At 63.4% G+C, this 24,315-nt stretch carries 29 protein-coding genes and 1 tRNA gene; 13 read left to right on the top strand and 17 right to left on the bottom strand.

Features of this window, described 5'->3' with window-relative positions; translation table 11 throughout:
- Positions 1–224: 224 nt before the first annotated feature.
- Positions 225–377 (bottom strand): hypothetical protein, encoded by a 153-nt coding sequence (locus tag ACX80A_RS02185; protein ID WP_459258037.1) that lies wholly within the window; start codon positions 375–377, stop codon positions 225–227.
- A 49-nt stretch (positions 378–426) separates the two neighbouring features.
- Between ACX80A_RS02185 and idi the strand changes: the two genes are divergently transcribed.
- The 3 genes from idi to ACX80A_RS02200 all read left to right on the top strand — a co-directional run bounded on the left by idi (position 427) and on the right by ACX80A_RS02200 (position 2,870).
- The gene (gene idi, locus ACX80A_RS02190) at positions 427–975 is read left to right on the top strand and encodes an isopentenyl-diphosphate Delta-isomerase (RefSeq protein ID WP_459258038.1); all 549 of its coding nucleotides are present in this window, start codon (positions 427–429) and stop codon (positions 973–975) included.
- A gap of 395 nt (positions 976–1,370) precedes the next feature.
- A complete protein-coding gene (locus ACX80A_RS02195; protein WP_459258039.1) occupies positions 1,371–1,550 on the top strand; it encodes a hypothetical protein in 180 nt (59 codons plus the stop codon).
- Between the two features lie 132 nt (positions 1,551–1,682).
- Positions 1,683–2,870 carry an acetyl-CoA C-acetyltransferase gene (locus ACX80A_RS02200; RefSeq protein ID WP_459258040.1) on the top strand — a complete coding sequence of 396 codons (1,188 nt, stop codon included), beginning with the start codon at positions 1,683–1,685 and terminating at the stop codon, positions 2,868–2,870.
- A gap of 64 nt (positions 2,871–2,934) precedes the next feature.
- Here the strand turns inward: ACX80A_RS02200 and rplL are convergent, their stop codons facing one another.
- The 3 genes from rplL to ACX80A_RS02215 form a co-directional block, all read right to left on the bottom strand.
- Positions 2,935–3,312 carry a 50S ribosomal protein L7/L12 gene (rplL, locus tag ACX80A_RS02205; RefSeq protein ID WP_171583887.1) on the bottom strand — a complete coding sequence of 126 codons (378 nt, stop codon included), beginning with the start codon at positions 3,310–3,312 and terminating at the stop codon, positions 2,935–2,937.
- Between the two features lie 78 nt (positions 3,313–3,390).
- Entirely contained in the window at positions 3,391–3,999 is a 609-nt protein-coding gene (gene rplJ, locus ACX80A_RS02210; RefSeq protein ID WP_459258041.1) for a 50S ribosomal protein L10, read from the bottom strand.
- A 419-nt stretch (positions 4,000–4,418) separates the two neighbouring features.
- On the bottom strand, positions 4,419–4,967 hold the full coding sequence (locus ACX80A_RS02215) for a TIGR03086 family metal-binding protein (RefSeq protein ID WP_459258042.1): 549 nt from the start codon (positions 4,965–4,967) through the stop codon (positions 4,419–4,421).
- A 37-nt stretch (positions 4,968–5,004) separates the two neighbouring features.
- On the opposite strand from ACX80A_RS02215, the gene ACX80A_RS02220 reads away from it, so the two are divergent.
- Positions 5,005–5,472 (top strand): DUF6597 domain-containing transcriptional factor, encoded by a 468-nt coding sequence (locus ACX80A_RS02220; RefSeq protein ID WP_459258043.1) that lies wholly within the window; start codon positions 5,005–5,007, stop codon positions 5,470–5,472.
- Positions 5,438–5,845: a helix-turn-helix domain-containing protein gene (locus ACX80A_RS02225; protein ID WP_459258044.1), complete on the top strand. Its 408-nt coding sequence runs from the start codon at positions 5,438–5,440 to the stop codon at positions 5,843–5,845. Before ACX80A_RS02220 ends, ACX80A_RS02225 begins: the two co-directional genes overlap by 35 nt.
- A gap of 512 nt (positions 5,846–6,357) precedes the next feature.
- On the opposite strand, the gene ACX80A_RS02230 is transcribed toward ACX80A_RS02225, so the two are convergent.
- The 6 genes from ACX80A_RS02230 to ACX80A_RS02255 form a co-directional block, all read right to left on the bottom strand.
- A complete protein-coding gene (locus tag ACX80A_RS02230) occupies positions 6,358–7,452 on the bottom strand; it encodes a GNAT family N-acetyltransferase (RefSeq protein ID WP_459258045.1) in 1,095 nt (364 codons plus the stop codon).
- A 133-nt stretch (positions 7,453–7,585) separates the two neighbouring features.
- Positions 7,586–8,293, bottom strand: a complete 708-nt coding sequence (gene rplA / locus ACX80A_RS02235; RefSeq protein ID WP_196842006.1) for a 50S ribosomal protein L1 — start codon at positions 8,291–8,293, stop codon at positions 7,586–7,588.
- Positions 8,294–8,445: 152 nt separating this feature from the next.
- Positions 8,446–8,877, bottom strand: coding sequence for a 50S ribosomal protein L11 (gene rplK / locus ACX80A_RS02240; protein ID WP_196842007.1), 432 nt, complete (start codon positions 8,875–8,877; stop codon positions 8,446–8,448).
- 121 nt (positions 8,878–8,998) lie between these two features.
- Positions 8,999–9,895, bottom strand: a complete 897-nt coding sequence (gene nusG, locus ACX80A_RS02245; protein ID WP_459258046.1) for a transcription termination/antitermination protein NusG — start codon at positions 9,893–9,895, stop codon at positions 8,999–9,001.
- A gap of 59 nt (positions 9,896–9,954) precedes the next feature.
- Complete coding sequence (secE, locus tag ACX80A_RS02250) at positions 9,955–10,212, bottom strand: preprotein translocase subunit SecE (protein ID WP_459258047.1); 258 nt, start codon at positions 10,210–10,212, stop codon at positions 9,955–9,957.
- A 66-nt stretch (positions 10,213–10,278) separates the two neighbouring features.
- Positions 10,279–10,351, bottom strand: a tRNA-Trp gene (locus ACX80A_RS02255).
- A gap of 231 nt (positions 10,352–10,582) precedes the next feature.
- Between ACX80A_RS02255 and ACX80A_RS02260 the strand changes: the two genes are divergently transcribed.
- Positions 10,583–11,830 carry a pyridoxal phosphate-dependent aminotransferase gene (locus ACX80A_RS02260; RefSeq protein ID WP_459258048.1) on the top strand — a complete coding sequence of 416 codons (1,248 nt, stop codon included), beginning with the start codon at positions 10,583–10,585 and terminating at the stop codon, positions 11,828–11,830.
- Between the two features lie 23 nt (positions 11,831–11,853).
- On the opposite strand, the gene ACX80A_RS02265 is transcribed toward ACX80A_RS02260, so the two are convergent.
- Positions 11,854–12,513, bottom strand: coding sequence for a LuxR C-terminal-related transcriptional regulator (locus ACX80A_RS02265; protein ID WP_459258049.1), 660 nt, complete (start codon positions 12,511–12,513; stop codon positions 11,854–11,856).
- Positions 12,510–13,844 (bottom strand): PspC domain-containing protein, encoded by a 1,335-nt coding sequence (locus ACX80A_RS02270; RefSeq protein ID WP_459258050.1) that lies wholly within the window; start codon positions 13,842–13,844, stop codon positions 12,510–12,512. Before ACX80A_RS02270 ends, ACX80A_RS02265 begins: the two co-directional genes overlap by 4 nt.
- Before the next feature lie 125 nt (positions 13,845–13,969).
- On the opposite strand from ACX80A_RS02270, the gene ACX80A_RS02275 reads away from it, so the two are divergent.
- The 3 genes from ACX80A_RS02275 to ACX80A_RS02285 all read left to right on the top strand — a co-directional run bounded on the left by ACX80A_RS02275 (position 13,970) and on the right by ACX80A_RS02285 (position 15,946).
- The gene (locus tag ACX80A_RS02275; protein WP_459258051.1) at positions 13,970–15,388 is read left to right on the top strand and encodes a PspC domain-containing protein; all 1,419 of its coding nucleotides are present in this window, start codon (positions 13,970–13,972) and stop codon (positions 15,386–15,388) included.
- Positions 15,385–15,609, top strand: coding sequence for a hypothetical protein (locus tag ACX80A_RS02280; protein ID WP_459258052.1), 225 nt, complete (start codon positions 15,385–15,387; stop codon positions 15,607–15,609). The genes ACX80A_RS02275 and ACX80A_RS02280 overlap by 4 nt, the downstream gene beginning before the upstream one ends.
- Before the next feature lie 94 nt (positions 15,610–15,703).
- A complete protein-coding gene (locus ACX80A_RS02285) occupies positions 15,704–15,946 on the top strand; it encodes a PspC domain-containing protein (protein WP_459258053.1) in 243 nt (80 codons plus the stop codon).
- A 35-nt stretch (positions 15,947–15,981) separates the two neighbouring features.
- On the opposite strand, the gene ACX80A_RS02290 is transcribed toward ACX80A_RS02285, so the two are convergent.
- Positions 15,982–17,730, bottom strand: coding sequence for an HNH endonuclease signature motif containing protein (locus ACX80A_RS02290; RefSeq protein WP_459258054.1), 1,749 nt, complete (start codon positions 17,728–17,730; stop codon positions 15,982–15,984).
- A gap of 230 nt (positions 17,731–17,960) precedes the next feature.
- Here ACX80A_RS02290 and ACX80A_RS02295 point away from each other — a divergent pair, with 230 nt between their 5' ends.
- From ACX80A_RS02295 to ACX80A_RS02305, 3 genes are all read left to right on the top strand, one after another.
- Positions 17,961–18,251 carry a response regulator transcription factor gene (locus ACX80A_RS02295; protein ID WP_459258055.1) on the top strand — a complete coding sequence of 97 codons (291 nt, stop codon included), beginning with the start codon at positions 17,961–17,963 and terminating at the stop codon, positions 18,249–18,251.
- A 96-nt stretch (positions 18,252–18,347) separates the two neighbouring features.
- Positions 18,348–19,373, top strand: a complete 1,026-nt coding sequence (locus ACX80A_RS02300) for a 6-phosphofructokinase (protein ID WP_459258056.1) — start codon at positions 18,348–18,350, stop codon at positions 19,371–19,373.
- A gap of 10 nt (positions 19,374–19,383) precedes the next feature.
- A complete protein-coding gene (locus ACX80A_RS02305) occupies positions 19,384–20,097 on the top strand; it encodes a GNAT family N-acetyltransferase (RefSeq protein WP_459258057.1) in 714 nt (237 codons plus the stop codon).
- Positions 20,098–20,131: 34 nt separating this feature from the next.
- Here ACX80A_RS02305 and ACX80A_RS02310 read toward each other — a convergent pair whose 3' ends face one another.
- From ACX80A_RS02310 to ACX80A_RS02325, 4 genes are all read right to left on the bottom strand, one after another.
- Positions 20,132–20,539 (bottom strand): ankyrin repeat domain-containing protein, encoded by a 408-nt coding sequence (locus ACX80A_RS02310; RefSeq protein ID WP_459258058.1) that lies wholly within the window; start codon positions 20,537–20,539, stop codon positions 20,132–20,134.
- 2 nt (positions 20,540–20,541) lie between these two features.
- Positions 20,542–21,639 carry a CAF17-like 4Fe-4S cluster assembly/insertion protein YgfZ gene (gene ygfZ, locus ACX80A_RS02315; protein ID WP_459258059.1) on the bottom strand — a complete coding sequence of 366 codons (1,098 nt, stop codon included), beginning with the start codon at positions 21,637–21,639 and terminating at the stop codon, positions 20,542–20,544.
- 64 nt (positions 21,640–21,703) lie between these two features.
- Positions 21,704–22,303: a nitrobindin family protein gene (locus ACX80A_RS02320; RefSeq protein WP_459258060.1), complete on the bottom strand. Its 600-nt coding sequence runs from the start codon at positions 22,301–22,303 to the stop codon at positions 21,704–21,706.
- A gap of 220 nt (positions 22,304–22,523) precedes the next feature.
- Positions 22,524–23,267 (bottom strand): hypothetical protein, encoded by a 744-nt coding sequence (locus ACX80A_RS02325; RefSeq protein WP_459258061.1) that lies wholly within the window; start codon positions 23,265–23,267, stop codon positions 22,524–22,526.
- A gap of 169 nt (positions 23,268–23,436) precedes the next feature.
- Here ACX80A_RS02325 and ACX80A_RS02330 point away from each other — a divergent pair, with 169 nt between their 5' ends.
- Positions 23,437–24,138: a winged helix-turn-helix transcriptional regulator gene (locus tag ACX80A_RS02330; protein ID WP_459258062.1), complete on the top strand. Its 702-nt coding sequence runs from the start codon at positions 23,437–23,439 to the stop codon at positions 24,136–24,138.
- The last annotated feature ends 177 nt before the right edge of the window (positions 24,139–24,315 follow it).

The raw sequence follows: 24,315 nt of genomic DNA on the forward strand, positions 1-24,315 counted from the left end.
TATATCCGCCCTCTTTGCACTGCCGCCGCGTATCAACGCGGGGATTGTGTGTGCGAACCAAATGCCTGCCGTCAAGGACCGGAGATGGTAATCTGCCGTTAAATGACGAATGCAAGACAAAGCCCACCGCTATATGAAGGCCGAGGTTAAGAGGAAAGACGCAAATATCTACTGTACGCGAGTGCGCCCGCCGTGTCCAGCCGGGGTGTGGTATACGTTATGCGCTAGGTCAGCCGCATTAAATCAGCCAGATCAAAAGGATAGTCACCGGGAAGCCGGTGAGGAAGTTCAACCTGATAAAGCGCTTCCAGCCTCCGGTTGGCGTCCTCGCCGTTCGCGTCGCTGAGGGTCTCCACGTCCGTAGGTAAAGTAAACACTGGCCCCACATTTTTTAGTTCAACGACCGGGTCGGAGGGTGGTCCCACGGTGGCAGTAGCAGGAGACAGTTCCGCGTCCGGTGCGGAACTGGTGATCCTGGTGGATGAGAGCGGTGTACCCATCGGCACCGAGGCGAAGTCGCAGGTACATCACAGGTCGACGCCGCTGCACCTTGCCTTTTCCACCCACGTCTACAACGACGACGGCTTGATCCTCGTCACCCGGCGCGCGCTCTCCAAACGGACCTGGCCGGGGGTGTGGACCAACTCGTTTTGCGGGCATCCCGGCCCTGGGGAGAGCACCGTCGATGCCATTAGCCGGCGTGCCAGCTATGAACTGGGAATTACGCTCACCGATCTGGCCCCGGCTCTTCCTGATTTCCGTTACCGGGCGGCGGACTTTTCAGGGATTGTCGAGAACGAGATCTGCCCCGTCTACACAGCCCAGTGCGCAGGGGACCTGTCCCCACGGGAATCAGAGGTGAGCCAGTGGGAATGGGTTGACCCGCGGCAGTTGGTCAGGGCGGTGCAGCTAACCCCCTGGGCCTTCAGCCCGTGGCTGACGCTGCAGTTACCCTTGCTCTATCCCTCCGGGTAGGCGCGCCTGCCATCGCCGCCCGATCCGCCCGATCCGCCCGATCCGCCCGATCCGCCCGATCCGCAGAAACGTGGCTCACCTGCGGCTTAGTGGTTGGGCTACCACTTTTTCGCGGCGTAGCCACTTTTTTGCCCGTGCGCCCGGGTGACCCGTCGCTGGAGCCCCACTTCCCCGGCCAGCGTCCGGGGTGCAATGCCACCAGTTAACGAGAAGTCACAGACGATCCGGTCCCTGGGGCCAAGTACGAAGGCCACGTCGGCGTCGTCGTGCACTTCTGGATCGATGATCTTCTTCGACCGCCGACCGCCCTGGGCTTTGGCGGCCGAACTCGTCCGCGGCGCCGCCCTGTTCGGCGTCCTCGCCGCGCTCCTCTGGGGGGGCCGGTGGAGTCGACCGTGCTTGGACTGGTGCTCGGCGGGGTCCTGGCCTTGGGCCGCAACCCCAGCGAGGTGTGGAATTTCGCCGAATGGACCGGCTACACCTACGTCACCGACGAAATCAACCTCGGTTATGCGGACACTCTGGGGGATTTCGCGACGGGAGGGTTGGGTATCTGCTCTCCGGAATGCCTCTGACCTCCGCTACGACGCGTCCCCAAGGTCTAATTTCAGTTAGTACTTCCTAGCTGAGTTGCGCGGGAGGGAGTAGCCTTATCGCAACTGCTTCAAAGACGAAAGTGAGCGATCCACTAGATGAACACTCAAGCTATGTCACAAGCCGACGTCGTGATTGTCGGCGGTGCCCGGACCCCACAGGGCCGTCTGAACGGGCAGTTAGCGTCCTTCACCGCTGTCGATCTCGGAGCCATCGCCCTTGCTGGCGCGCTGGATAAGGCGGGGGTCGACGCCGGTTCGGTTGACGCCGTCATTATGGGCCACGTCATCCAGGCCGGATGCGGCCAGAATCCCGCACGGCAGACCGCGCTGAAGGCCGGGATCGGTTGGGATGTCCCGACGGTCACCATCAACAAGGTGTGCCTCTCCGGTCTGACAGCGGTCATCGACGCCGCCCGGCTAATCCGCAGCGGCGAGGCCACCGTGGTGGTAGCGGGAGGCCAGGAATCGATGACACGCGGACCGCACCTCCTTCCCGGCTCCCGTCAGGGCTGGACCTACGGCAACATCCAGGCCATCGACTCGGTGGCAAACGATGGCCTCACCGACGCGTTCGACAACGAATCGATGGGCGCCTCGACCGAGCGGGGCAACTCAGGACTCGGCATTAAGCGCGAGGATCAGGACGCCGTCGCGGCTGCGTCCCACCAGCGGGCTGCCGCTGCGATCGAGTCAGGTGTCTTCGACGTCGAAATTGTTCCCGTTTCAGTGCCCCAGCGGAAGGGCGACCCGGTCGTTCTGAGCAAGGATGAAGGCATTCGCCCGACGACGACAGCCGAGTCGCTCGCCGGGCTGCGGCCAGCGTTTGATAAGGCAGGGTCCATCACCGCAGGCAACTCGTCACCGCTTTCCGACGGTGCGGCAGCCCTAGTTCTGACCACCAGAGCCCACGCTGAGGCGAACTCACTGGCAATTCTTGCTGTGGTCGGCCAGCCGGGTCAGGTGGCAGGTCCCGATAACTCGTTGCACTCCCAGCCCTCACGGGCGATCGAACAAGCGCTGGGCCGTGCCGGCTGGCAGACTTCGGACCTGGATTTCATCGAGATCAATGAGGCCTTCGGCTCCGTGGCTTGCCAGTCCCTGAAGGACCTGGACTATCCCCTGGACAAGTGCAACATCCATGGCGGTGCGATCGCACTGGGTCACCCAATCGGCGCTTCGGGTGCACGCCTGGCGTTGCATGCAGCCCATGAGCTGAGCCGTCGCGGAACGGGTAAGGCTGCTGTCTCCCTGTGCGGTGGCGGCGGACAGGGAGAGGCCCTGCTGCTCTACCTCGACTGACCAGCGACATGAAAAAACCCCTGACTCTGTGAGCCAGGGGTTTTTTCGTGAAACCGGGAAAAGACTACTTCAGGGTTACCGTCGCGCCAGCGGCCTCGAGGGATTCCTTGGCCTTCTCGGCAGCTTCCTTGGTTGCGCCTTCCAGCACAGCCTTGGGGGCGCTATCGACAACGTCCTTGGCTTCCTTCAGACCCAGTGAAGTCAGGGCACGAACTTCCTTGATCACTGCGATCTTCTTGTCGCCTGCTGCTTCGAGGATAACGTCGAAGGAATCCTTCTCCTCTTCAGCAGCTTCGCCCGCGCCGCCGCCGGCGGGTGCAACTGCAACTGCAGCAGCGGTGACGTCGAAGGTCTCTTCGAACAGCTTGACGAACTCGGAGAGTTCGATAATGGTCAGTTCCTTGAAAGCTTCAATGAGCTCTTCGTTGGTGAGCTTCGCCATGGCGAGAGCCTTCCTTCCTATAGTGGTGCCTGGCATCGAAATCGACGCTGGGCACCGGAGTTTGGTGGATGAAGAAAACTACTTCTCTTCAGGCGCTGCGGCAGCTTCGGGAGCGGCCTCTGACTCGGCTGCTGCGGGTGCAGCTGCTTCCTCTGCAGCAGGAGCGTCGGCGGCTGGCGTCTCTGCTGCTGCAGGCGCTCCACTTTCCTCCTCTTGCTTGATGCGCAAGGCATCGAGGGTGCGAGCGAGTGCTGCCATCGGTGCTTGCAGCACTCCGGCAACCCTGGCCAGCTGAAGTTCGCGCGACTCGAGAGCAGCGAGGGCCTTCACACCGGCAGCGTCAAGGGCCTTACCCTCGAAGATACCGGTCTTGATGATGAGCTGTGGGTTGGACTTCGCGAAATCCGTGAGGCTCTTTGCCGCCGCGATGGCGTCACCCTTGATGAAGGCGATTGCAGTAGGTCCGGCAAGCTGGCTCTCGAACGCGTCGATGCCGGCTTCCTTGGCTGCAATGCCCGTCAGGGTGTTCTTGACGACAGCGTATTTGGTGTCCTGGCCGAGTGAACGGCGCAGTTCCTTGAGCTGTGCAACGGTGAGCCCGCGGTATTCGGTTAGGACTGCAGCATTTGAGTCTTTGAAATCGGTGACGATTTCCTCAACTGCGCTTACCTTGATTGCGGTTGCCATAACCCTCCTTCCGGGGAATTGATGCCGGCTGTGACTGCCCCAATAAAAAACGCCCCGCGCAGATGCACGGGGCTTGATCCAAAAGTCCGGTTTTCACCTGGTCTTCTGGGAAGCTTCGTTCACCTACGCTGGCCGCCCTTTACGGGAACCTTCAGATACATGTCCCGGCCCGCACACCACAGGAGGTCCTGGGAATTAAGGGTGGGATACGCATCGACCGACGGTCTTTGGTTCTTCAAGGGTACGTCACGCCCGTGAGGGTAGCCAAATCCGGCGTAGTCCCGGCCGTCGCGCTACTCCCTGGATGCCGGGCTGCCGGGCCTGCCGGGCCTGCCGGGTCTGCGAAACCCTCTCTCCGGGTTCATTAACCCAGGGCATCGCGGCTAGGCCGAGTCAGTAGTCCAACGGTGCTCGCTCAATCACGAGGTGCTGCGCCCGAGCCGACCTAGGAGCCGGGTCTGCCGGTCAGCATCCGCAGGGACCGGTACGGCCGGTCCGCAGATACCGTCCATGTACAACGCGTTGCCGAAGCTGTCCGCGCCAGCTTCGATGCGGTCCATCTCTTCGGGGAAGATGACCTCGTTCCCACCTGTGGCTCGGGCGATGTCCCAGCGGTGGACGAGCATATCCCAGACATAGAACTGCTCCAGGGTGGCGCCCACGGTGGAGGGTCCGAAGAAGCCGTCAAACGCGGCGTCTGTAACGTCGTCGCGGCTTAGCAAGATCGATACTCGCTCGGCGTGGTCTCGGAACCCAGCGGCGGGATCGGTCAGGTCGGGGGTCGGCCCGAGGTCGTGGCCATGCTCGGTGAGCAGGTTCCGCTGCGTGTCAATCATGTGCGCGACAACGTGCCGTGCGGTCCATCCGGAGCATGGCGAAGGGTCGGCCCATGCTCCGGCCGGAACCGAGTCAAGAATGAGGGAAAGGGGACGGAGGGCGGCCTCGTAGGCGATGGCAGTGGAGTTCATGTGCTCAACGGTGCCAGATAGGGCATCCTAGGTATTGATGGAACCCGACACAGCACCGCGTACCCTGAACGAGATCGAGCGGGCTCATCTCAAGGCACCCGACGACGCTTCGCACGTGATGTACCGGTATCCGGCTCCGTCCGAGCTGGCGAGCCTCGTGCAGCGGTTCTGGATACCGGTCTGGTCCGTCCCCGCCGGCGAGCAGTCCGTGCAGCGGGTTCTGCAATACCCCGTGTCGTTGCTCGTGATCGCTTCGGACTACGCTCGCTTCTACGGCGTCACGACCGGCCTGTCGCAGACCGTACTGACCGGGAACGGGTGGGCCGGAGGTGTCATGTGCACTCCGGCCGCCGGCTCACTCATCGGCCGGGGCTCGATGGCCCGATTCACTGACCGGCACGTCGATGTGTCCGACGTCCTCGGCCGGGCCGGGAAGGAGCTGACCGACCGTGTCCGGGCAGCAATGTTCGATGACCCGCATTCCACGGGCACCGGGCAGTGCTGACTGCGTTCAGCGAGGCCTCCTCCCGCTACTGCCCGTCGACCCGGAAGGTGAACTCGTCGACCGCGTCGTGGCTCTCGTAGAGGAACGCTCCGACTTACTGACAGTCGCCCAACTCTGCGCCGAGACAAAGCTTTCTGAACGTACCTTGCAACGCCTGATCCACCGCCGACTCGGGTTAACCCCGAAGTGGCTCATTCAACGACGCCGTCTCCAAGAAGCCGCGGAGCGACTGCGCACCACGACGGGAACCTTGGCCGGGACCGCCGCAATGCTGGGCTACGCCGATCAAGCCCATTTCACTCGCGATTTCTCCCGAGTCACCGGAACCACGCCGAGCAAGTTCGCCACCGAGCACCGGACGACGGGCACCTGAACAATGTCCCGATAGCCGACCCCCTGGCTGATATGGCACTCGGCTTGCCGTTTTGCGCAGTCAGCTTCTGACAAAGACCAGGATTGTGCAGGGGACTTCGGACATTCGAATGTCAACACTTCATTGGAGTGTCTGGAGCGCCATAGTGTCGGTTGGATCGACGCACGGTCACCGCCGGGTGATCGAAGTGGCTGAGCGCGATGGCGTGCAGCACATCTTCTATACAAGTCTTGCACCGAGGGAGACCTCCTCAGCTTTGCCCTTGCTAATCGGCGGACAGAAGGACGGCTCAGGGCAGACACAACTGCGTGTACTGCGCTACCCCGACGGCCTAACCGCAGAACTGGTAACACTTGCGGCGCTTGTCTCCCGCGTAGGAAAGTGGCCCACCCGCAGAGCCGTGGTTGAGCAACCACTTTCCTGCGGGCGGGCCACTTTCCTGCGTGACGGCCTGCGGGCGGGCCACTTTCCTGCGTGACGGCCTGTGGGGTGGCCACTTTCCTGCGTGACGGTCAGCTGCCTTTCTTCTGCCACGCAGCGGTGTAGCCTGCCGGAACGAAACCCAGCTCGACATTCACTGCAAGCATGTGTTCGTTCTCTTCGGCATTCCAGGTGTAGACCCGGCGTGCGGAAGGCCAAAACGAGGGCACATCGAGGAGGTTAGCCGCCTTCAGCCACATGCCCAGGCGCTTTCCGCGGTGGGTGCGCAACACCAGGGTGTCATCCTGTGACACCACCTCGGGCCTCTCCGGCTGGTACTCGAGGATGGTGTGGCCAGCCAGCAGCCCAGTGGGGAGGTGGCGGACAGCCCGCACCAGGGAATGCCCGCCGGACCGAAGCAGACGGTCCTCACCCTCCCGAATCCGTGCGGCATCCCACACCTCTTCTTCCCACTCCAGCTCTCCCATGGGCACGTCGGTACTCATGGTCTTCCGCAGCTGGGCGTATTGGTCCACCAGCCCATCGGGGCAGCGATCACGCCACTGCACCAATTCGTAGTCATCCCCGGCCACCTCGTGTGCGGCCTGAGCCTGCGCAGCCGCGCGGGGTAGCGAGGTGGTCAAATCCAGCACGCTGCACCGGTCGACCTGCGCCAGTTGGAAACCGTTCCGGAGGGCGAGGGCCGTCGTCGCGCAGTCCCGGGGGAAGGCTCCTGCTCCGGTGGCCGGAACGAGGACATTGGCTGGTGCCGAGATGAAGCCGGCAGGCACGTCGAACCAGGCCATAATGGTTGACCGTCCCACCGATGCCGCATGATTCTCTAGTGCGGCGTAGAGCCGTGCCCCCAGACCCCTCCCCCGATAATTGGGGTGAACCAGCACGAAGACGTAGCAGGTGTTCGAATTGTCGGTCAGCGGGATGTCAATGATTGCCTTCCCGACGACGGAACTGGCGTCCCGGGCCACGAACATCACCCGCGCCTCGTAGTCGTTGGGCCGGGACGCCTCGTAACGTGCCTGGGGACTATAGAAGTGGTCGTCGTTTCCCCACAGGGACCTTTCCACCAGATTGCTCAACTCCGCGGCCGCAACAAAGTCCGCGCCGCCGGGGAGATCAAGGGTTGCCGGGCGGGGCAGGTGATCAATCGTGACGGCTGAGGTTGTCATAGCGACAGCCTAGTCGAGTGATTGATAAATGCCAATCACTGATTCCGGAGCGACAATTCCGGGAGGTTAACAACAAAGGGCCGCAGCTAGTGAGCTGCGGCCCTTCGAACAACGCCCGAAGGCGTCCCGAGACTTACGCCTCGGCGAAGACCTTGGTGACGCTGGGGTCAACGGTGATGCCAGGACCAAAGGTGGTCGAGACGGTCGCCTTCTGGATGTAGCGGCCCTTCGAAGCCGAAGGCTTCAGGCGCAGCACCTCTTCGAGAGCGACGGCGTAGTTCTCGCCCAACTTCTGCACATCGAACGACACCTTGCCGATGATGAAATGCAGGTTCGAGTGCTTGTCGACGCGGAAGTCGATCTTTCCGCCCTTGATGTCGGTGACAGCCTTGGTGACGTCGGCCGTAACGGTGCCGGTCTTGGGGTTAGGCATCAGGTTACGGGGACCCAGTACCTTACCCAGACGGCCAACCTTACCCATGAGGTCAGGGGTGGCGACGGCGGCGTCGAAGTCGACCCAGCCGGCCGCAACCTTTTCGATCATGTCGTCGGAACCAACGAAGTCGGCGCCGGCAGCGATTGCTGCTTCGGCCTTCTCGCCCGTCGCGAAGACCAAAACGCGCTTGGTCTTGCCGGTGCCGTGAGGAAGGTTGACCGTGCCACGGACCATCTGGTCGGCCTTGCGAGGGTCAACGCCCAAACGGAAGGCTACCTCGACGGTCGCGTCGAACGTGGATGGGTTGGTTTCCTTGGCCAGGACTACTGCCTCGAGCGGGGCGTACTGCTTGTCTGCCTCGATCTTGGCTTCGGCCGCCTTATATGCTTTGCTGCGCTTTGCCATCTGCTTTTTCTCCTTATGCAGTTGTGGTCTGCGGACCGCGCGGGCCCTGCCACACTCCGAAGCCCGAATCCGCCTGACCGGCGGTTCGTGCGTCTACGTTTTGTTGGTGAGGTGCACGGCGGACGATGCCGACGCGCGGAGGGTGGAAGGCTTTAGCCCTCTACCGTGATGCCCATGGAACGAGCGGTGCCGGCGATGATCTTGGCAGCTGCCTCGATGTCGTTGGCGTTAAGGTCTTCCATTTTCATGGTGGCGATCTCGTTGACCTGGTCCTTCGTCAGCTTGGCAACCTTGACGGTGTGCGGCGTGGGCGAACCCTTGGGGACTCCGGCAGCCTTCTTGATGAGCTCAGCTGCGGGAGGGGTCTTGGTGATGAACGTGAATGAGCGATCCTCATACACGGTGATTTCGACGGGAACAACGTTTCCGCGCTGGGATTCCGTTGCAGCGTTGTACGCCTTGCAGAATTCCATGATGTTGACGCCGTGCTGGCCAAGAGCTGGACCAATGGGAGGTGCCGGGTTGGCGGCGCCTGCATTAATCTGCAACTTGATCAGGCCGGTGACCTTTTTCTTCGGGGCCATGAAAAGTCCTTCTTTCACATTACGTCATAGGACAGGAGCGTCCCATGGGTTGTTGGTCACCATGGCGTGATGACCTACCGCACCACCTGAGCTAAGCCGGCCCGGGTGGAACGAAAATTGATTACTGCAGCTTCGTTACCTGGCTGAACGAGAGCGTCACCGGAGTTTCGCGCTCGAAGATGGAGACCAGAACAACAAGCTGCTGGGACTCAGGCTTGATCTCGGAGATGGTCGCCTGGAGAGTCTCGAAGGGGCCTTCGTTGACCGTGACCGGCTCGCCGACCTCGAAGTTGACTGTTGCGGGCGTGAGCTGGTTCTTTGCTGGCTTGCCCGACTCAGGATCGGTGTGGACCACCGTGTGTTCCAGCATGGAGAACACTTCACCGAGGCTCAGGGGCACCGGGTTGTGGGCGTTGCCCACGAAGCCAGTGACGCCCGGGGTATGCCTGACGGCACCCCATGAGGCGTCGGTAAGATCCATGCGTACCAGGACGTAGCCCGGGATGCGGACGCGGTTGACGATTTTCCGGGTGGTGTTCTTGATCTCCACCACCTCCTCCATCGGCACCTGGATCTCGAAGATGTGCTCTTCCATGTCCAGGGTTTGGATACGGGTTTCAAGGTTCGCCTTGACCCGGTTCTCGTAGCCAGCGTAGGAATGGATGACATACCAGTCACCCTCCTGGCGGCGCAGCAGCGCCTTGAAGACCGCTACCGGATCCTCAGCTTGAACTGCCTCTTCAGCGGCTTCGTCAGCTTCTAGAACCTCGCCCTCAGCGGAGTCGCCTTCAACAGCGGCGTCGTCAGAGGAGGCGCTGTCGTCGTCCTCGTCGGAGGAGGTGTCCGCCACCGCTGAGTCCTCCACGTCGACGTCGTCTGCAACAGTCTCGGTCTCGCTGTCGGCCGGGGCAGCACTGTCAACCGGGGTCGCTTCGACACCGGAATCAGCTACCTGATCCTCGTTCTCCAGATCATCCTCAACAGAAGTGATCTGCCGTTCGAGTTCTTGCTCGGACACCTAGCCGCCTGCTTTCTAAGATTCTTCAGCTTGTTTACTGCATTACCGCACGGGTCCCGCTATGCGCCGCCGAAGACCCACACCGCAGCCGTCCCGAACAGGAAGTCCAGGGCGGTCACTATCAGCATCATGATGATCACGAAAATCATCACAGTGATGGTGTACCGCACGAGTTCCTTGCGGGTCGGTACAACTACCTTCTTGAGTTCGGAGACAACTTGCCGCACAAAGAGGAAGATTCGGCCGAAGAAACCCCGCTTGGGAGCGTTCTTTTCGGAAGGGCTACCCTGTGGGCTGCCCGCAGCCGTTTCGGTCACCTTCAACCTCTTCCATTTGTGTCGGATTCAGTAGCCCGCACGGACTAATGTGTTACATCGAATGCGCAGGGCAGACAGGACTCGAACCTGCAACCTGCGGTTTTGGAGACCGCTGCGCTACCAATTGCGCCACTACCCTATGGAGTCATTTCGCCGATCCTGCCTGAGCTAACTCAGGCACGGACCATCATGGCGATTTCAACACCGAGGAACAAGTCTACGCAATCACCGCCCCGGCGTCGAACCGAACCATAAGCAGCCCGGCAGTCACCGCTCAACTGGGTGAATCAGCAACGTTGCCCGATGCCGACAACGGCCTAAGCTTGAATCACGTCACAGTCCACAGCACCGCCAACCCAAAGGGAAAACTATGACCGTCACCCCTGCCACCCAGACGCAGGACACCGCGAACGTGCCAGCGCGGCGGATCTCGCAGCGAATTGCCGCCATCGCCGAATCGGCCACGCTGGCTGTTGACGCCAAAGCCAAGGCCCTGAAGGCCGCAGGCCGTCCGGTGATCGGGTTCGGAGCCGGTGAACCCGACTTTCCCACTCCCGATTACATCGTCGACGCCGCGATCGAGGCGGCACGTCAGCCCCGTTTCCATCGGTATTCGCCAGCGGGGGGGTTGCCGGAGCTGAAGCAGGCAATTGCCGACAAAACACTGCGGGACTCGGGCTACACGGTCGACCCCTCCCAGGTGCTCGTGACCAATGGTGGCAAGCAGGCTGTGTACGAATCCTTCGCCACCCTCCTCGATCCGGGCGACGAGGTGCTGGTTCCTACGCCTTTCTGGACCACCTACCCTGAGGCAATCCGCCTCGCCGGCGGCGTCCCAGTGGAAACATTCGCTGGCCCGGAGCAGGGCTACTTGGTGACTGTTGATCAATTGGAGGCGGCCCTGACCCCGCGTACCAAGATCCTGCTGTTTGTCTCGCCCTCCAACCCCACCGGAGCCGTCTATAGCCCTGAGCAGGTCAAGGAGATCGGCGACTGGGCCGCCGAGCGTGGCCTATGGGTGGTCACCGACGAAATTTATGAGCACTTGACGTACGACGGCGTTCCGTTCACCTCGATTGCCACCGCCTCACCGGCGATTGGGGACCGGATGGTCATCCTCAACGGGGTTGCCAAGACCTACGCCATGACCGGGTGGCGGGTGGGCTGGATGATCGGCCCGAAAGACGTGATCAAGGCCGCCACGAACCTGCAGTCCCATGCCACCTCGAATGTGTCGAATGTGCCCCAGATGGCGGCGCTGGCAGCAGTGGCCGGCCCCCTCACCGCCGTGCACGAGATGAAGGCGGCGTTTGACCGCCGTCGTCGGGCAATGGTTGACGGTTTGAACGCTATCGACGGCGTGGAGTGCCCGGTCCCGAAGGGTGCGTTTTACGCGTACGCCGACGTGCGCTCCCTGCTGGGCCGGGAGATCGGTGGTGTCCGCCCGGCAACGTCGGCGGAACTGGCGGCGCTGATCCTCGACAAGGTGGAGGTAGCCGTAGTCCCCGGCGAGGCGTTCGGGCCTAGCGGCTATCTGCGGCTCTCCTACGCGCTGGGCGACGCTGATCTAGCCACCGGCGTCGCGCGTCTACAGGAGTTCCTCGCTACCGCACGATAGTCCGAAGGTTGCCGACCGGTGGCTTAGAGCAACCGCCGCTCGGCAGCCCACCGGGTGAGCTCGTGCCGGGAGGATAACTGCAGCTTGCGCAGGACCGCAGACACGTGGGTTTCGACCGTCTTGATCGAGATGAACAGCTCCTTGGCGACTTCCTTGTAGCTATACCCGCGGGCGATCAGGCGCATCACCTCCAGCTCTCGGGCCGAGAGACGGTCCAGCTCGCTGTCCACTGATGCCACGGCGACTGTGCCGAAGGCATCCAGCACAAACCCTGCCAGCCGCGGCGAGAACACGGCGTCACCGGAGGCGACCCGCAGGACGGCATCGGAAATCTCGGCGCCGGAGATGGTCTTGGTGACGTAGCCACGGGCACCGGCCCGGATCACCGTCACGACGTCTTCGGCGGCGTCGGACACGCTCAGCGCCAGGAACCGTGTTTCGGCGAGCAGCGCGGCGCAACCGGCGAGGACCTCGGCGCCGCCACCGCCGGTTCCGCCCGGCAGATGGACGTCCAACAGGACCACCTGAGGCCGGTGTTCGTGGATGGCAGTGATCGCTTGCTCGACTCCGGCGGCTTCGGCGAGCACCGAAATCCGGTTGTCCAGGTCCGCGCGGAGACCGGAGCGGAAGATGGCGTGGTCATCGACCACCACAACGGTGACGGGCTGCTCTGGGTTATTCACTGGGTTCCATCTGCTTCCTTCTCGGGCATCATCAGCTTAACCTCGGTGCCCTCTGTGTTGCTGCGGATGGATACCTCGCCACCGTGGCGGTCCATCCTGCTGTACAACGAGACCTTGATTCCCATCCGGTCCTCGGGGATGGCCTTCGGATCGAACCCGTGGCCCCGGTCCCTGACGAAAATCGTCGACCCGGTGGGCCCGGCCTCGAGGTAGACCGAAATGCTGCCGCTGGCATGCTTGGCCGCATTGAGGACTGCTTCACGGGCGGCCTGCGCCAGAATCTCCTGCCGTGCGGTCAGCTCGGAGTCTCCCACCACGACGACGTCGATCGGAGTGCCGTAGCTGTCCTCGATCTCGGCGGTGACTGCTCTGATCCGTTCGGCGAGGTTTCCCGACTGGTGGGTGGCATCGGCGTACAGCCAGTTTCGCAGCTCGCGTTCCTGGGCGCGGGCCAACCGCACCACGTCCTGCTCCGAGCCTGCACGGTTCTGGATCAGGGCTAGTGTCTGCAGCACCGAGTCATGAAGGTGCGCGGCTATTTCCGCGCGTTCAGTTTCCCGTGCCCGCCCTGACCGTTCGATCTCCAGATCACGCCAGAACTTGAGGCCCCACGGCGCCAGCACGAGAAAAACCCCAGCCAGCACCGCGCCGGTAGCTACCAGGGTTGACCAGGTGAGCTCCCAGGAGGTGGACCCGGACACCATGATCAGCACACCGACAGTTACCAGTAGCAGGCCAGCGACAAGCCGGGCCAGGCCGCTGGCCTGCGACGCCCCGGCCCGATTCATCAGTCCGGCTCGACGGGTTTCGTCCAACTGAGTCCAGGCCAGCACTGCCCCGGCAACCACAACCCCGACCGGCAGCAGGGTGTCGAGGGGCAAATTAGCGCCGAGTTGCTGGGCAATCGCCACTGCCGCCACCAGCAGGAGCGCTGTGCCCAGCAGAACTTCGCGTTTGCCAATGAGGGAATGTGGGTTGACATGCGACCCAGCCGAGGAATCCGCCGTCGGGCTCGAAGAACGTCCAGAGGTTCCCCCATCCGGGCTGCCAGATACCCGCCCAGCGGGTCTGGTGGCGGTGTCAGGTGGGTTTTGAGACTTAGGAAAGGCAAGGCGTGGGCCCACCGGGTTCGGACCCTGGCGGAGTTGTTCCTCCTGGGTGGGAACCAGGACCCATAACCAGCCATACAGGAAGATCCCTGCGCCGCCCGCGAGGGCCAGCGCCGCCATCGCGAGGCGCGTTGCCCTGACGGTGATGCCCAGGTGGGCCGCCAGTCCTGCACATACCCCTGCAATCATCGCGTCGTTGGAGCGGAGCAGGGCTGGTCTCATGCCCCAATCCAAGCACGATCCGCACCCCACCGGGGCGGGTTTCAGGGAAAGTCAGCCGCAGGTCAGGGACAGCTCAGGGTAGGCCCCGATAGCAACCCACCTCCCCCGGCCGACAGGATTGAGGTATGAACCCGCATCAGGACCCGAATGACCCCCAGCCCGAGCCGTCGGCCGACCAAACTCCTCAACCCGAGCCTGCCTCGCGATCTGGGCAGGCCCCGCCTTCCGGTAACGACACGAACGGGCCGCACGGACTACCCACGGCTGAGCAGTTACCGCCCCAGACCACCCGAACCTCACCAGCGACGTCCACCAACTTTTTCGACTGGCTGCGCGGCCTCGGCGTGGTCAGGGGCCAGGACCGCTGGATCGGCGGCGTCGCCACCGGTATTGCCGCCCGCACCGGTTTGGATCCCGTCCTGATCCGCGGCGGGTTCGTCTTGCTGGCCATCTTCGGCGGCATTGGCATCCTGTTATACGGACTGGCCTGGGCGCTGCTGCCCGAACCAGACAGCCGCATCCACCTCGAATCCGCAACCCGGGGCAGCTGGACCTCGGGCATGACCGGCGCGCTGATCCTCACCATCGCAGGGATCGGCCGCCCCAACTTCCCCTTCTTCTCAGACGGTGGCGGCGGAGCGTTTTTCTGGACCATCTTTTGGATCGGCGCCGTGATCCTCGCGGTGTACCTGGTGGCAACCAGGTCCAACAGGAAGGCTCGGGCTACCAACACTGTCGGCCGGACTCACACCGTCGCCGCTGAAAAACTGGGCTCAGCCCGCCCACCGGGCTCTCTCCCCCCGCCTCCCCTGTACAGCCAACTGTCACCCCCGACAGCTCCGCGGTACAGCCCGCCCGTCCCCCGCAAACCACCAACTCCCAAACCGACGGGGGCCGAGCTGGCCCTCTACCTCGGTGGCGCACTGATCGCCGTCGGGTCCGTCCTGATGCTTGATTACACTGGGATCTTCGACCTGGGAAGCTCGGTGATCCCGGTGGCGATTGCCGCAGGTCTAATCCTTCTGGGACTGGGGATAGTCACCCTGGGCATCCGTGGCCGCGCGTCGGGTTTCCTTGGGTTCATGGCGGCGGTCGGCATAGCGGCAGCAGTGGTGACCGGGTCAACGTTCGGCGATGGAACGATCATCGTTGGCAGTAGCGCCGTCTGGACACCTGCCACCGAGGATCCCGCCAGCGAAGGATACACAGTAGTTGCAAGCCAGGGCACTATAGATCTCAGCAACCTCACCAACCTCGACGATGACGTGGTGGTCCCAGTGAACTCGCTCGCCGGAAACGTGGGCATCCTGATTCCCGACGACGTCCCGGTCCAGGTGCGCTCCTCCGTCGCCCTCGGAGCCCTCAGCACAGTGGACAACGGCCAGGAAGCAACGGCGGGCGGGATGTGGCACCCCGCCGAAATCGATCTGAACCAGAGCGCCTCCGGACCGTCAATCATCCTCGAAATCCTCGGCGCTATGAGCCACACCACGGTCGCCGCTACCCAAACCGAACTTGAAGACGTAGGAGGCATCTCCCGATGAGCACACCCGAGTACACCGCCAAGAACGACGACGGTGACAGGTCAGTCCGCACCGGAACCGTGGTCTGGGGGCTGATAGCAATTGCCGTGGGAGTCCTGGTGCTGTTGTCGCAGCTGGTAGACATCAACCTGGACACCGGCCTGGTGCTGATGGGGCTGCTGGTCGGCACCGGCGCAGCACTGGTGGTCGGCGGTCTGGTCTCCATGGCCAGCCGCAAGTAGCCCTCCGCCCCAGCCTCCTGTTTCTTGCCATCCGGAATCCGGCCCCCGGCATCCTAATTCACCACTCGACTACCAAAAAGGGTTAGCCTGAACCATGGAAAAATTCTTCGATATCCTTCGCAAATCCCCCGTCAAGCGCGCTCCAGGTGGTTGGCTCGGCGGTATCGCCTCTGGCATTGCCGCCCAGTTCAACTGGCCCGTGGCCTACGTGAGGATCGGCATTCTCCTGAGCTTCCTCCTGCCGTTCATCAGTATCCCCATGTACTTTGTGCTGTGGCTGCTCCTGCCCAAGACTGACGGCACCATCGCCTTGCAGAAAATGATTGCTAGCAACTAGCCCTTACCGGTAGCCTCATCTCCCGCCCCCGCTGTTTAGAAGGGTGGTGGGGTTTCCGGTGGTGGTGTTGGTGGTGGGTCTGGTTTGGTGAGGTAGGTTTCCCCGGTAGGGGAGATCGCGATGATGGTCCCGGGTTCGGGTTGGGTGTAGTGCCAGTAGCCTTCGGTTTTGAACATGTGGTGACGTTTACATAGGCAGGCGAGGTTACCGTAACTGGTTTTCCCGCCCCTGGCCCAGGGGGTGGTGTGGTCGAGTTCGCAGAACACCGCCAACCGGTTACACCCCGGATGCCGGCACGTCCCATCCCGCACCCTCACCACGTCCTGTAAGTCCTTCGGCACCCGATACGTGCCCGCATCAGCGCCGAGCCTGGCCCCGGTGTAGGGGTGGGTGAGGATCCTCGTGAACGAGGACGCATGCCCGGCAAGTTTCCGGGCGGTCTCCGGATCGATCGGCCCATACCCCTCCAACTCCCCCGGCGTATCCCCGCCCAACAGGGTGAGCACCGGGACGGTGACGAACACTCTCGCCTGAACACCCCAATACCCGTCACCGTCCCGCGAAGAGCTACTGCCCCCGTCACCACGAGAACCGTTGCCACCATTGTTCTCGACGCCGGTGTCAGGATCGCTACCAGGTTCGGATTCCGACCCGGCAGACTCCGGCCCGCTAGCCGTGTCCCCGGCGGATTCCGACCCGGTGTCCCCGGCGGGTTCGGGTCCGTCTGTCAGGTGTCTGTCTGTCAGGTGTCTGTCTGTCAGGTGGCCGGTGGTTCCGGCGCTGGTGAGGACGTCTACCAGGACGTCGGCGCGTAATTGGGTGAGGGTGCGGGGTTCGTCGGGGCCTTGCAGGTTCCGGGCCGCGGTATCGACCCGGTGGAAAATCCCTGCCGCCTGCTCAACGGGAAGGAACGCTTGAAACCAGGCCATCCCGTCCGGGGCCGGGTCGAGATACACGCGACGATCCAGGACGGCCTTCCGGTGCCGGATCGTAATCGATTCCGGGTGGAGTTTCTCCCGTAACCGTTGGGCCTGGCCGCAAAACTTCCGCACCGTGGTCTTCGCCGCCATCATGATGAGCGTGGACTCGAACACTGCCCTCACGGCGGGGACCGTGTCCGGGATGCTGATCGCTTCCCCGACCACCGCCCACGCGTGGCGCTTGGATAACCTGCCATCCTCCAACGCCGTCAGGGTGGTCGGGAAGTCCCGGACCAAAAGTTCACTATGATCGATCAGGATTCCCGTAGTCACCTCCGGCACCCGTGTGGCCGCCCCGATCTCCGCCGCGGCCAGGGCCCTGACCCGCCCCGGATCGTCGACCCCGGGGTACTCCGTAGCGGTGAGATCGTTGACGTGGGTGACCGCTTTGGCTTCCTGCGCATCGACCCAGGACCGCAACCCTCCAAGACCCTTCAAAACCCCCAGCGTCTGCTCAACATCCAGGCCAGCCACCGCCGTCAAAACCACCCGACCCATCAACCCCGCCACCCCCGGCAACCCCGTCAACCCACCACCAGAGCCCACCCACGCACCAAAACCAGCAACCCCGGAATCAGGAACAGGATCAGGATTAGCCGGGCTCTCCGACGGATCGTCTACCGGGGCACCTACCGGGGCCGTCCACACCGCGTCAACACCCAACGGATCCCCCGGACCATACCCGCCGGAACCGTCCGTAGCAGTCCCCGTAGCAGTGTCCGCGGGCCCGCTCGTGGGGGCGGGATCCGCGCCAGAATCGGGAAAGAATCCCGTCCCGGTAGAAGAAGCTCTACTGCTTTTCATACCCCCATTCCATCACCCGCCACCGACATTATTAGGCCCGGAAAGAGACCCCACCAAAACAATTTCAACAATTTTTTCGGACCACACAACCGGTCCAGAAAGACCTCGGAGGTGGTGCGGTCGCGCGCTCGGAAACATCTCAAGCTGTCTGAGGAGTCCGCGGAGTCCTGTCCTGCTGTAGTAGGACACCGGCAATCGTTCTACCGGACCTATCCCGTGGGCTGGCCCCGGTGACACGCTGGTGCAATGAAACAGTCAGCTGCGACCAGCCGCACCGAAACGTCAGGTTCCGCGCCCCCGAGCTGCCAGCACTGTCCCCGCGCGAACGGGAGGCGCTCCAACGCGTGGCGCAGGGTCTGAGCAACCCCGACATCGCGGTCAAGCTATTCATTGCTGAAACCACAGTGAAGACACATCTGCTGCGGATCTTTGCCAAGCTGGACGTCGATGACCGGACGCGGGCCGTGGTGGTGGCGATGGAACACGGCATTCTGCACGGTGCCTTCCCCAGGGCGCGATAGGGTCCCTCCGCCCAAAGTGTGTTTAGAATCATAGCTGAGCTCAATGGGGCGCTCCGACCCGTTCACCCTCCCCAATCTGCAAGGATCCAGCGCCACATGAAAATCGGAATACTCACCAGCGGCGGCGACTGTCCAGGACTCAACGCAGTGATCCGGGGAGCTGTCCTCAACGGCATCAAGACCCATAACCTTGAGTTTGTCGGGTTCCGCGACGGCTGGCGTGGAGTGGTTGAGGGCGACATCATCGACCTCCCGCGCAGCGCGGTTCGCGGTATCTCCAAGCAGGGTGGCACCATTTTGGGTACCTCTCGTACCAACCCCTTCGAGGGTAACGGCGGACCCGACGCGATCAAAGCCACCCTTGAACGGCTCGGCATCGACGCGATGATCGTCATTGGCGGGGAAGGTACGCTTGCCGCCGCCAAGCGACTCACCGACGCTGGCCTGAAGATTGTTGGAGTCCCCAAGACCGTTGACAACGATCTCGACGCCACCGATTACACCTTCGGCTTCGACACGGCGGTGCAGATCGCCACCGAGGCCATCGACCGGCTGCGAACGACCGGCGAGTCACACAGCCGTTGCATGGTTGCCGAGGTGATGGGACGCCACGTGGGCTGGATCGCCCTGCACGCCGGGATGGCGTCCGGCGCGCACGCCATTCTCATCCCTGAACAGCAGACCAGCCTGGAGCAGATCGCCGACTGGGTGACCGAGGCCAATCACCGTGGCCGGGCGCCGCTGGTCGTGGTCGCCGAGGGATTCGTCCCCGATCACCTGGACCAGGCCCACTCCGAACGCGGTCTCGACACCTTCGGGCGACCGCGACTCGGTGGGATCGCCGACCAGCTGGCACCGGAAATCGAATCCCGAACCGGGATCGAAACCCGCGCTACGGTACTGGGTCATATCCAGCGCGGCGGGGTCCCGTCGGCGTTCGACCGCGTGCTCGCGACGCGCCTGGGAATGGCGGCCGTCGACTCAGTGGTGGACGGGCTGTGGGGCACGATGGTGTCGCTGAAGGGCACCGAAATTGCCCGGGTAGGCTTCGAGTCCGCCCTGGGTAACCTGAAGGTGGTCCCCCAGCACCGGTACGACGAAGCAGCCATCCTCTTCGGCTAACCTTGCCTAAATGGAACTCGATCCCGGCACTGTCTCAATCATCCACCTTGGCTGGTCCCGGCTACTGCAACTCAACGACACCGCGTTTACGGAGGCGGCGGGTGAGCGGATCTACCGCAGGGACGACGACGCCGAGCTGCTGACCTTTGTGCGGTTGTTCGGCGAGGAAGCCCTCGTGGGCCCGGGGTGGGCGCTCGACGCCGCAGCGGAGCTCGACGGCGAAGTCCTCGCCCGCCACTCGACTCTCCTGCGGCTGACCCGACCCCACGGCGGGCGGGGTCTGGGCGAGGCGAACCTGTACTTCTGCGACGATCTGCCGACCCTTGAGCCCCGCGACGACGTGGCGGTGAGCGATGACCTGGCCTTCGCCGTCGACCTTGAACGGCTGTGCCCACCCGATGACGCCGCAGAGGTAGGGCTCAGCGAGCTGGAGCATCGCACCATTCTGGTGGACGATGCCACCGCTCCCCCCACCCCGTTCGCCGGGGCGGGCTACGACATCTGGAGCGGCATCCTGGCCCATCTCGGCGTGCTGACCGCGCCCGAACGGCGAGGTCAGGGGCTCGCCACCTTCATCGCGAAGGTGGCCGTCGAGGACGCCATGGCCGCGGGCCTGATCCCCCAGTGGCGCGCACGCACCGACAACACCGCGTCGATCAGGACGGCACTGCGTGCCGGTTTCATCGCGTGCGGCAGCCAGACCAGTGTGCTGCTGCCGAAATAGCCTGCATCCGAAATAGGCCCGTGCTGGCTGGAGGCTAGACCGGACCGAAGAGGTCGAGGAGTTCCTGACGATTGAACATCTGTGCGGTCTGCCGCGCGGTCGGCTGACCCAGATCGGGGTCACCTCCTGCGCCCAAAAGCACTTCGGCCACGTCCCGGTAGCCTTTAAAGGCCACCCCCGCCAGTGGCGTCTGGCCCTTGTCGTTGACCGCGTTGACGTCAACGCCTCTGTCCGCCAAGTCGGCCACGATGCCCGAATGCCCGTGGTAGGCGGCGAGCATCAGGAGACCGTCGCCCGCAATGTTGGTGAGCGTCGCCGGGACCCCCGCATCGAGGTAACGGCTGAGAGTGGCGGCGTCGCCGGTTCGTGCGGCGTCGAACAGCTGGTGGGCCAGCGCTATAGCCTGATCCGCTCCGTCGTCGGGCGAGCTGGTCTCAACCACGGTTACCTGCGTCCTTTAAGGAAGCCTGTGGCGCGTCCCACCACCTGGCCGGCGTCGGGGGCCACGATGATTTCCTGGGCCGCTGCGTACACCTCGTCACCGTCCTGCACCAACAGGTCACCCAGCGGGTCAACCGAGCGCTTGACGACGGCGAGCGCTACCGCGCCCATCTCATAATGCTGAGCCACCGACGTGACCGTGCCGACGGTGCGGCCGCCCGCGACCACGGCGCTCCCCACTGCGGGGAGTGTGTGCTGGCTACCGTCAAGCTGCAGGAAGACCAGACGGCGGGGCGGATGTCCCAGGTTGTGCACCCGGGCCACGGTTTCCTGGCCCTTGTAGCACCCCTTCGACAGGTGGACGGCGGTACGAATCAGGTCCAGCTCGTGAGGGATGGTCTTCTCATCGGTTTCAGCTCCAGCCCGCGGGCGCCACGCGGCGACCCGCAGCGCCTCGGACGCCATTGCTCCGGCGAGGCTCAGTCCGCCCTCGCCGAGCGCGGCGGCGGTGGAAGCGAGCTCGGCCTGCGGGATCAGGTATTCGAACCAGGGGCGCTCCAACCCCGGGTGGTCTTCCTCGGTCACCACGGAGTAGCCGTAGCCCCCCTCGGCAATATGGGGCCAGGGGTCTACCCAGACGACGCGTTCGGAGAGCACAGCAACAGGTCTCACGGCACCCAGGACCGCCCAGTCCCCCGACACATCGGCAATCTCAACCCGGAGCATGAACTTCATCCGGTCCAGCCAGGCGGCCATGCCGGGCGCCTCGAAACCTTCGACGATCAGCCAGGTAGTGGTCCCGTCGTCGACCACCCGGGCGTTGTACTCGATCCGGCCCTGCACGCTCAACAGCAGGGTTTCCGAACTGCTGCCCGGTTGCAGGCCCAGCAGGAGCTGGGAGGAGAGGGTGTTCAGCCAGCTCAGGCGGTCCGGTCCGGTAACAGTCACGATGCCCCGATGGGACAAATCGACGACGGCGGTACCGCGGGCCAGCGCGCGCTGTTCCTTGAACGGGTCACCGTAATGGGAGGCGGTGCCCTGATCGGGTGCGCCAGCGGCGACCGCGCCGGGCAGGGACAGCAGCGGGCTGAGGTAGGTCATAGTGATGTCAACGCGTCCTTGGGCTTGGCGTATTCCTTGGCCTGCCCCCTGAGGGCACGGCTGATCAGGATTCCTTTTTGAGAATCGCCGAGGCGTGGGCCTTGAGTGGTTGACCATCAGCGGCCACATCCCACCGCCAGTAGAGGTCACCCTCCACCAGGCCATACAGCCTCGTGGCGGCGGTGTATTCCTTGGAGTTCTGGCCCCGCATCACCAGATCGGTGCTGAGCTGGATCTGCGGTCCTTTAATGACGCCGTAATACAGTTCAGCAATTCCGCCGGGGTGCACGATGGTAGCGGTGATATCGAAGCCGTCCTCGGCGTTGCGGAGCTGTTCCACCTCGTCGGCGCTCTTCAACGCGGGAACGATGTCGGCTGGTTCGAGTCCGGGGCCCCCGTCGGCGTCGTTCAGTTTGCGGTCCAGCGCCCAGAATCCGGTTTCCACCGACAGTGGGCGCAGCCGGGTGCCCTGCTCGTCGGTGAGCCAGCTTTCCGCCGTGTACTGGAGATACGGGAGCCCGTTCTGGGTGAAGCTGACCCGCTGTTCAAAGTGCTCGGACTCCGACGAGCCTTCGCCCAGCCTGCCGGACCCTTCCCAGACACCCAGCAACCAAGACAAGGGCACTAACTCGGGCGTAAGGTCGGTGGGAATTTCAAACGACATGACGCGGTGGCAGCCTTACTTCTGACCCTTGTACAGGCGGCTGATCACCAATGCCGCTACTCCGGCCATTGCCAGTGAAGCGAGTACCAGTAGTCCAATGAAGAAGATTTCAAGCGCAAGAATCGACATGCGTCCATCCTAACGCGACGTTTCTGCGGCTCTCGACCTCGTCGCTGCAACGGAGCGGCGCAGACGCGTGAGAGGGAGCGCGAGCGAAGGTTCAGGCGGTGAGCAGCTTGCCCAGGAAGTAGACCAGTGAGCCGATCACCAAAACCGGTGCGACCCCGATGGACAGTGCCGCTGGCAGGCTGGCTGGCGTATCGCGGGCCAGGAGCAGCCGGCGGGCACACACCACCACGGCGCCGCTGACCGCCCCAATAATGCCTCCGGTCAGCCCCGACACATCGGTGAACAAGATGGCTCCGAGCGGTCCGGCGGTGGCGGCCAGCACGGTTCCGAGGGGGGCGATGACGCGATCTGGCCAGGGCAGTAACGATACGGCGAGGGCGATCATGACGCTGATCCCGGTGACCAGCATCATCCCGCTGTTTCCGGCGTTGACGGCCAACCGATCGGCGGCAACCCAGCCGGAGCCAAGGCAGGCCAGGAACACGCCAACACCGCCGCCGAGGGTGGACTCAAGCCGGTGGCTCTGGCCTGTCCCGCGGAAGAGCTGGATAAGAAAGATCCCGCCGAGACCAAGGGCCGTTGCCACCGGCATCCAGCGCATGAAGTCACTGTCGGGGACGGCCAGGGCCGCGGCCGCGGCAGCGACAGCGCTGAGTCCGATCACGGCCGACTGACTCTTCCTGGCTGGGACGCCAAGCACATGGGGCCAACCAACAGCGAACACGAGGATTAGCACGGTGGCGACGCCCAAGACGGCACTGAGGGACAGATAGGAGGCGGCCACTACCGAACTGACGGCAACTGCCGCCGCGACGGCTACACTCCATATTCTCACCCGAGCAATACTGCCTTACCGCTCCGGCAAGTGAAAACACCGCCCCCGGCGTGCGACGCATCACACCCGGTATACTGGATCAAATCTGCCAGGGCTGCGGAGCACAAGATTTACCCCCTTGGCCCGACATAGTCGCCCGATGATGCGCGTCCGAATATATGGAGGACACATGCCGCACATCTTGATGTTGACCAACAGCCCCGGCTCGTCGGTGGGTGTGCTGCCCGCGCTCGAGCTGCTCAACCACAAGGTGCATATCCTGCCCGCCGAGCCAACGGCGCTGCTCGAAACCGAACCCTGCGACGTGGTCCTGGTCGACGCCCGCAAGGACATGGTCGGTGCGCGGTCGCTGACGCAACTCCTGAAGGCCACCGGTCTCAGCGCCCCCTTGATGTTGGTGCTCACCGAGGGGGGAATGGCGGCGGTCGCCGCTAACTGGCTGGCCGACGACGTCGTCCTCGACTCCGCGGGTCCCGCCGAGGTGGAAGCACGGCTACGCCTGGTTATCGCGCGGTCGAGTGCGGCCGAGACTGAGACCAGCAACGAGATCCGGGCCTCCGGCGTCGTGATCGACGAGGCCAGTTACACCGCGCGGGTGGGTGGGGAGCCGCTGAACCTGACCTACAAGGAATTCGAGCTGCTCAAATATTTGGCGCAGCATCCCGGTCGGGTATTCACGCGGGATCAGCTGCTCCACGAGGTGTGGGGATACGACTATTACGGGGGCACCCGCACCGTTGACGTTCACGTGCGGAGGCTCAGGGCCAAACTGGGTGCCGACCACGAGCAGCTGATTGGCACGGTACGCAATGTGGGATACCGGTTCACACTAAACCGCGCAACAGACGATCGCCCAGCCGTGGACGCCTGAGACTTGGCCCTCCAGAACCCGCGCCCATACACACACCGCTTAACTGAAGAAGTCCCTCCCCCATTTGCGTGGCGGTGGGACTTCTTCAGTTAAGCGGTGTTTCGCTTTTACGCTGCTTTTGCCTGTAAAAAGTGGAGGACATACGGGTCGAACGTATCGCGGGCACCCCACTGGTGC

The organism is Arthrobacter sp. TMN-50, assembly GCF_054511125.1.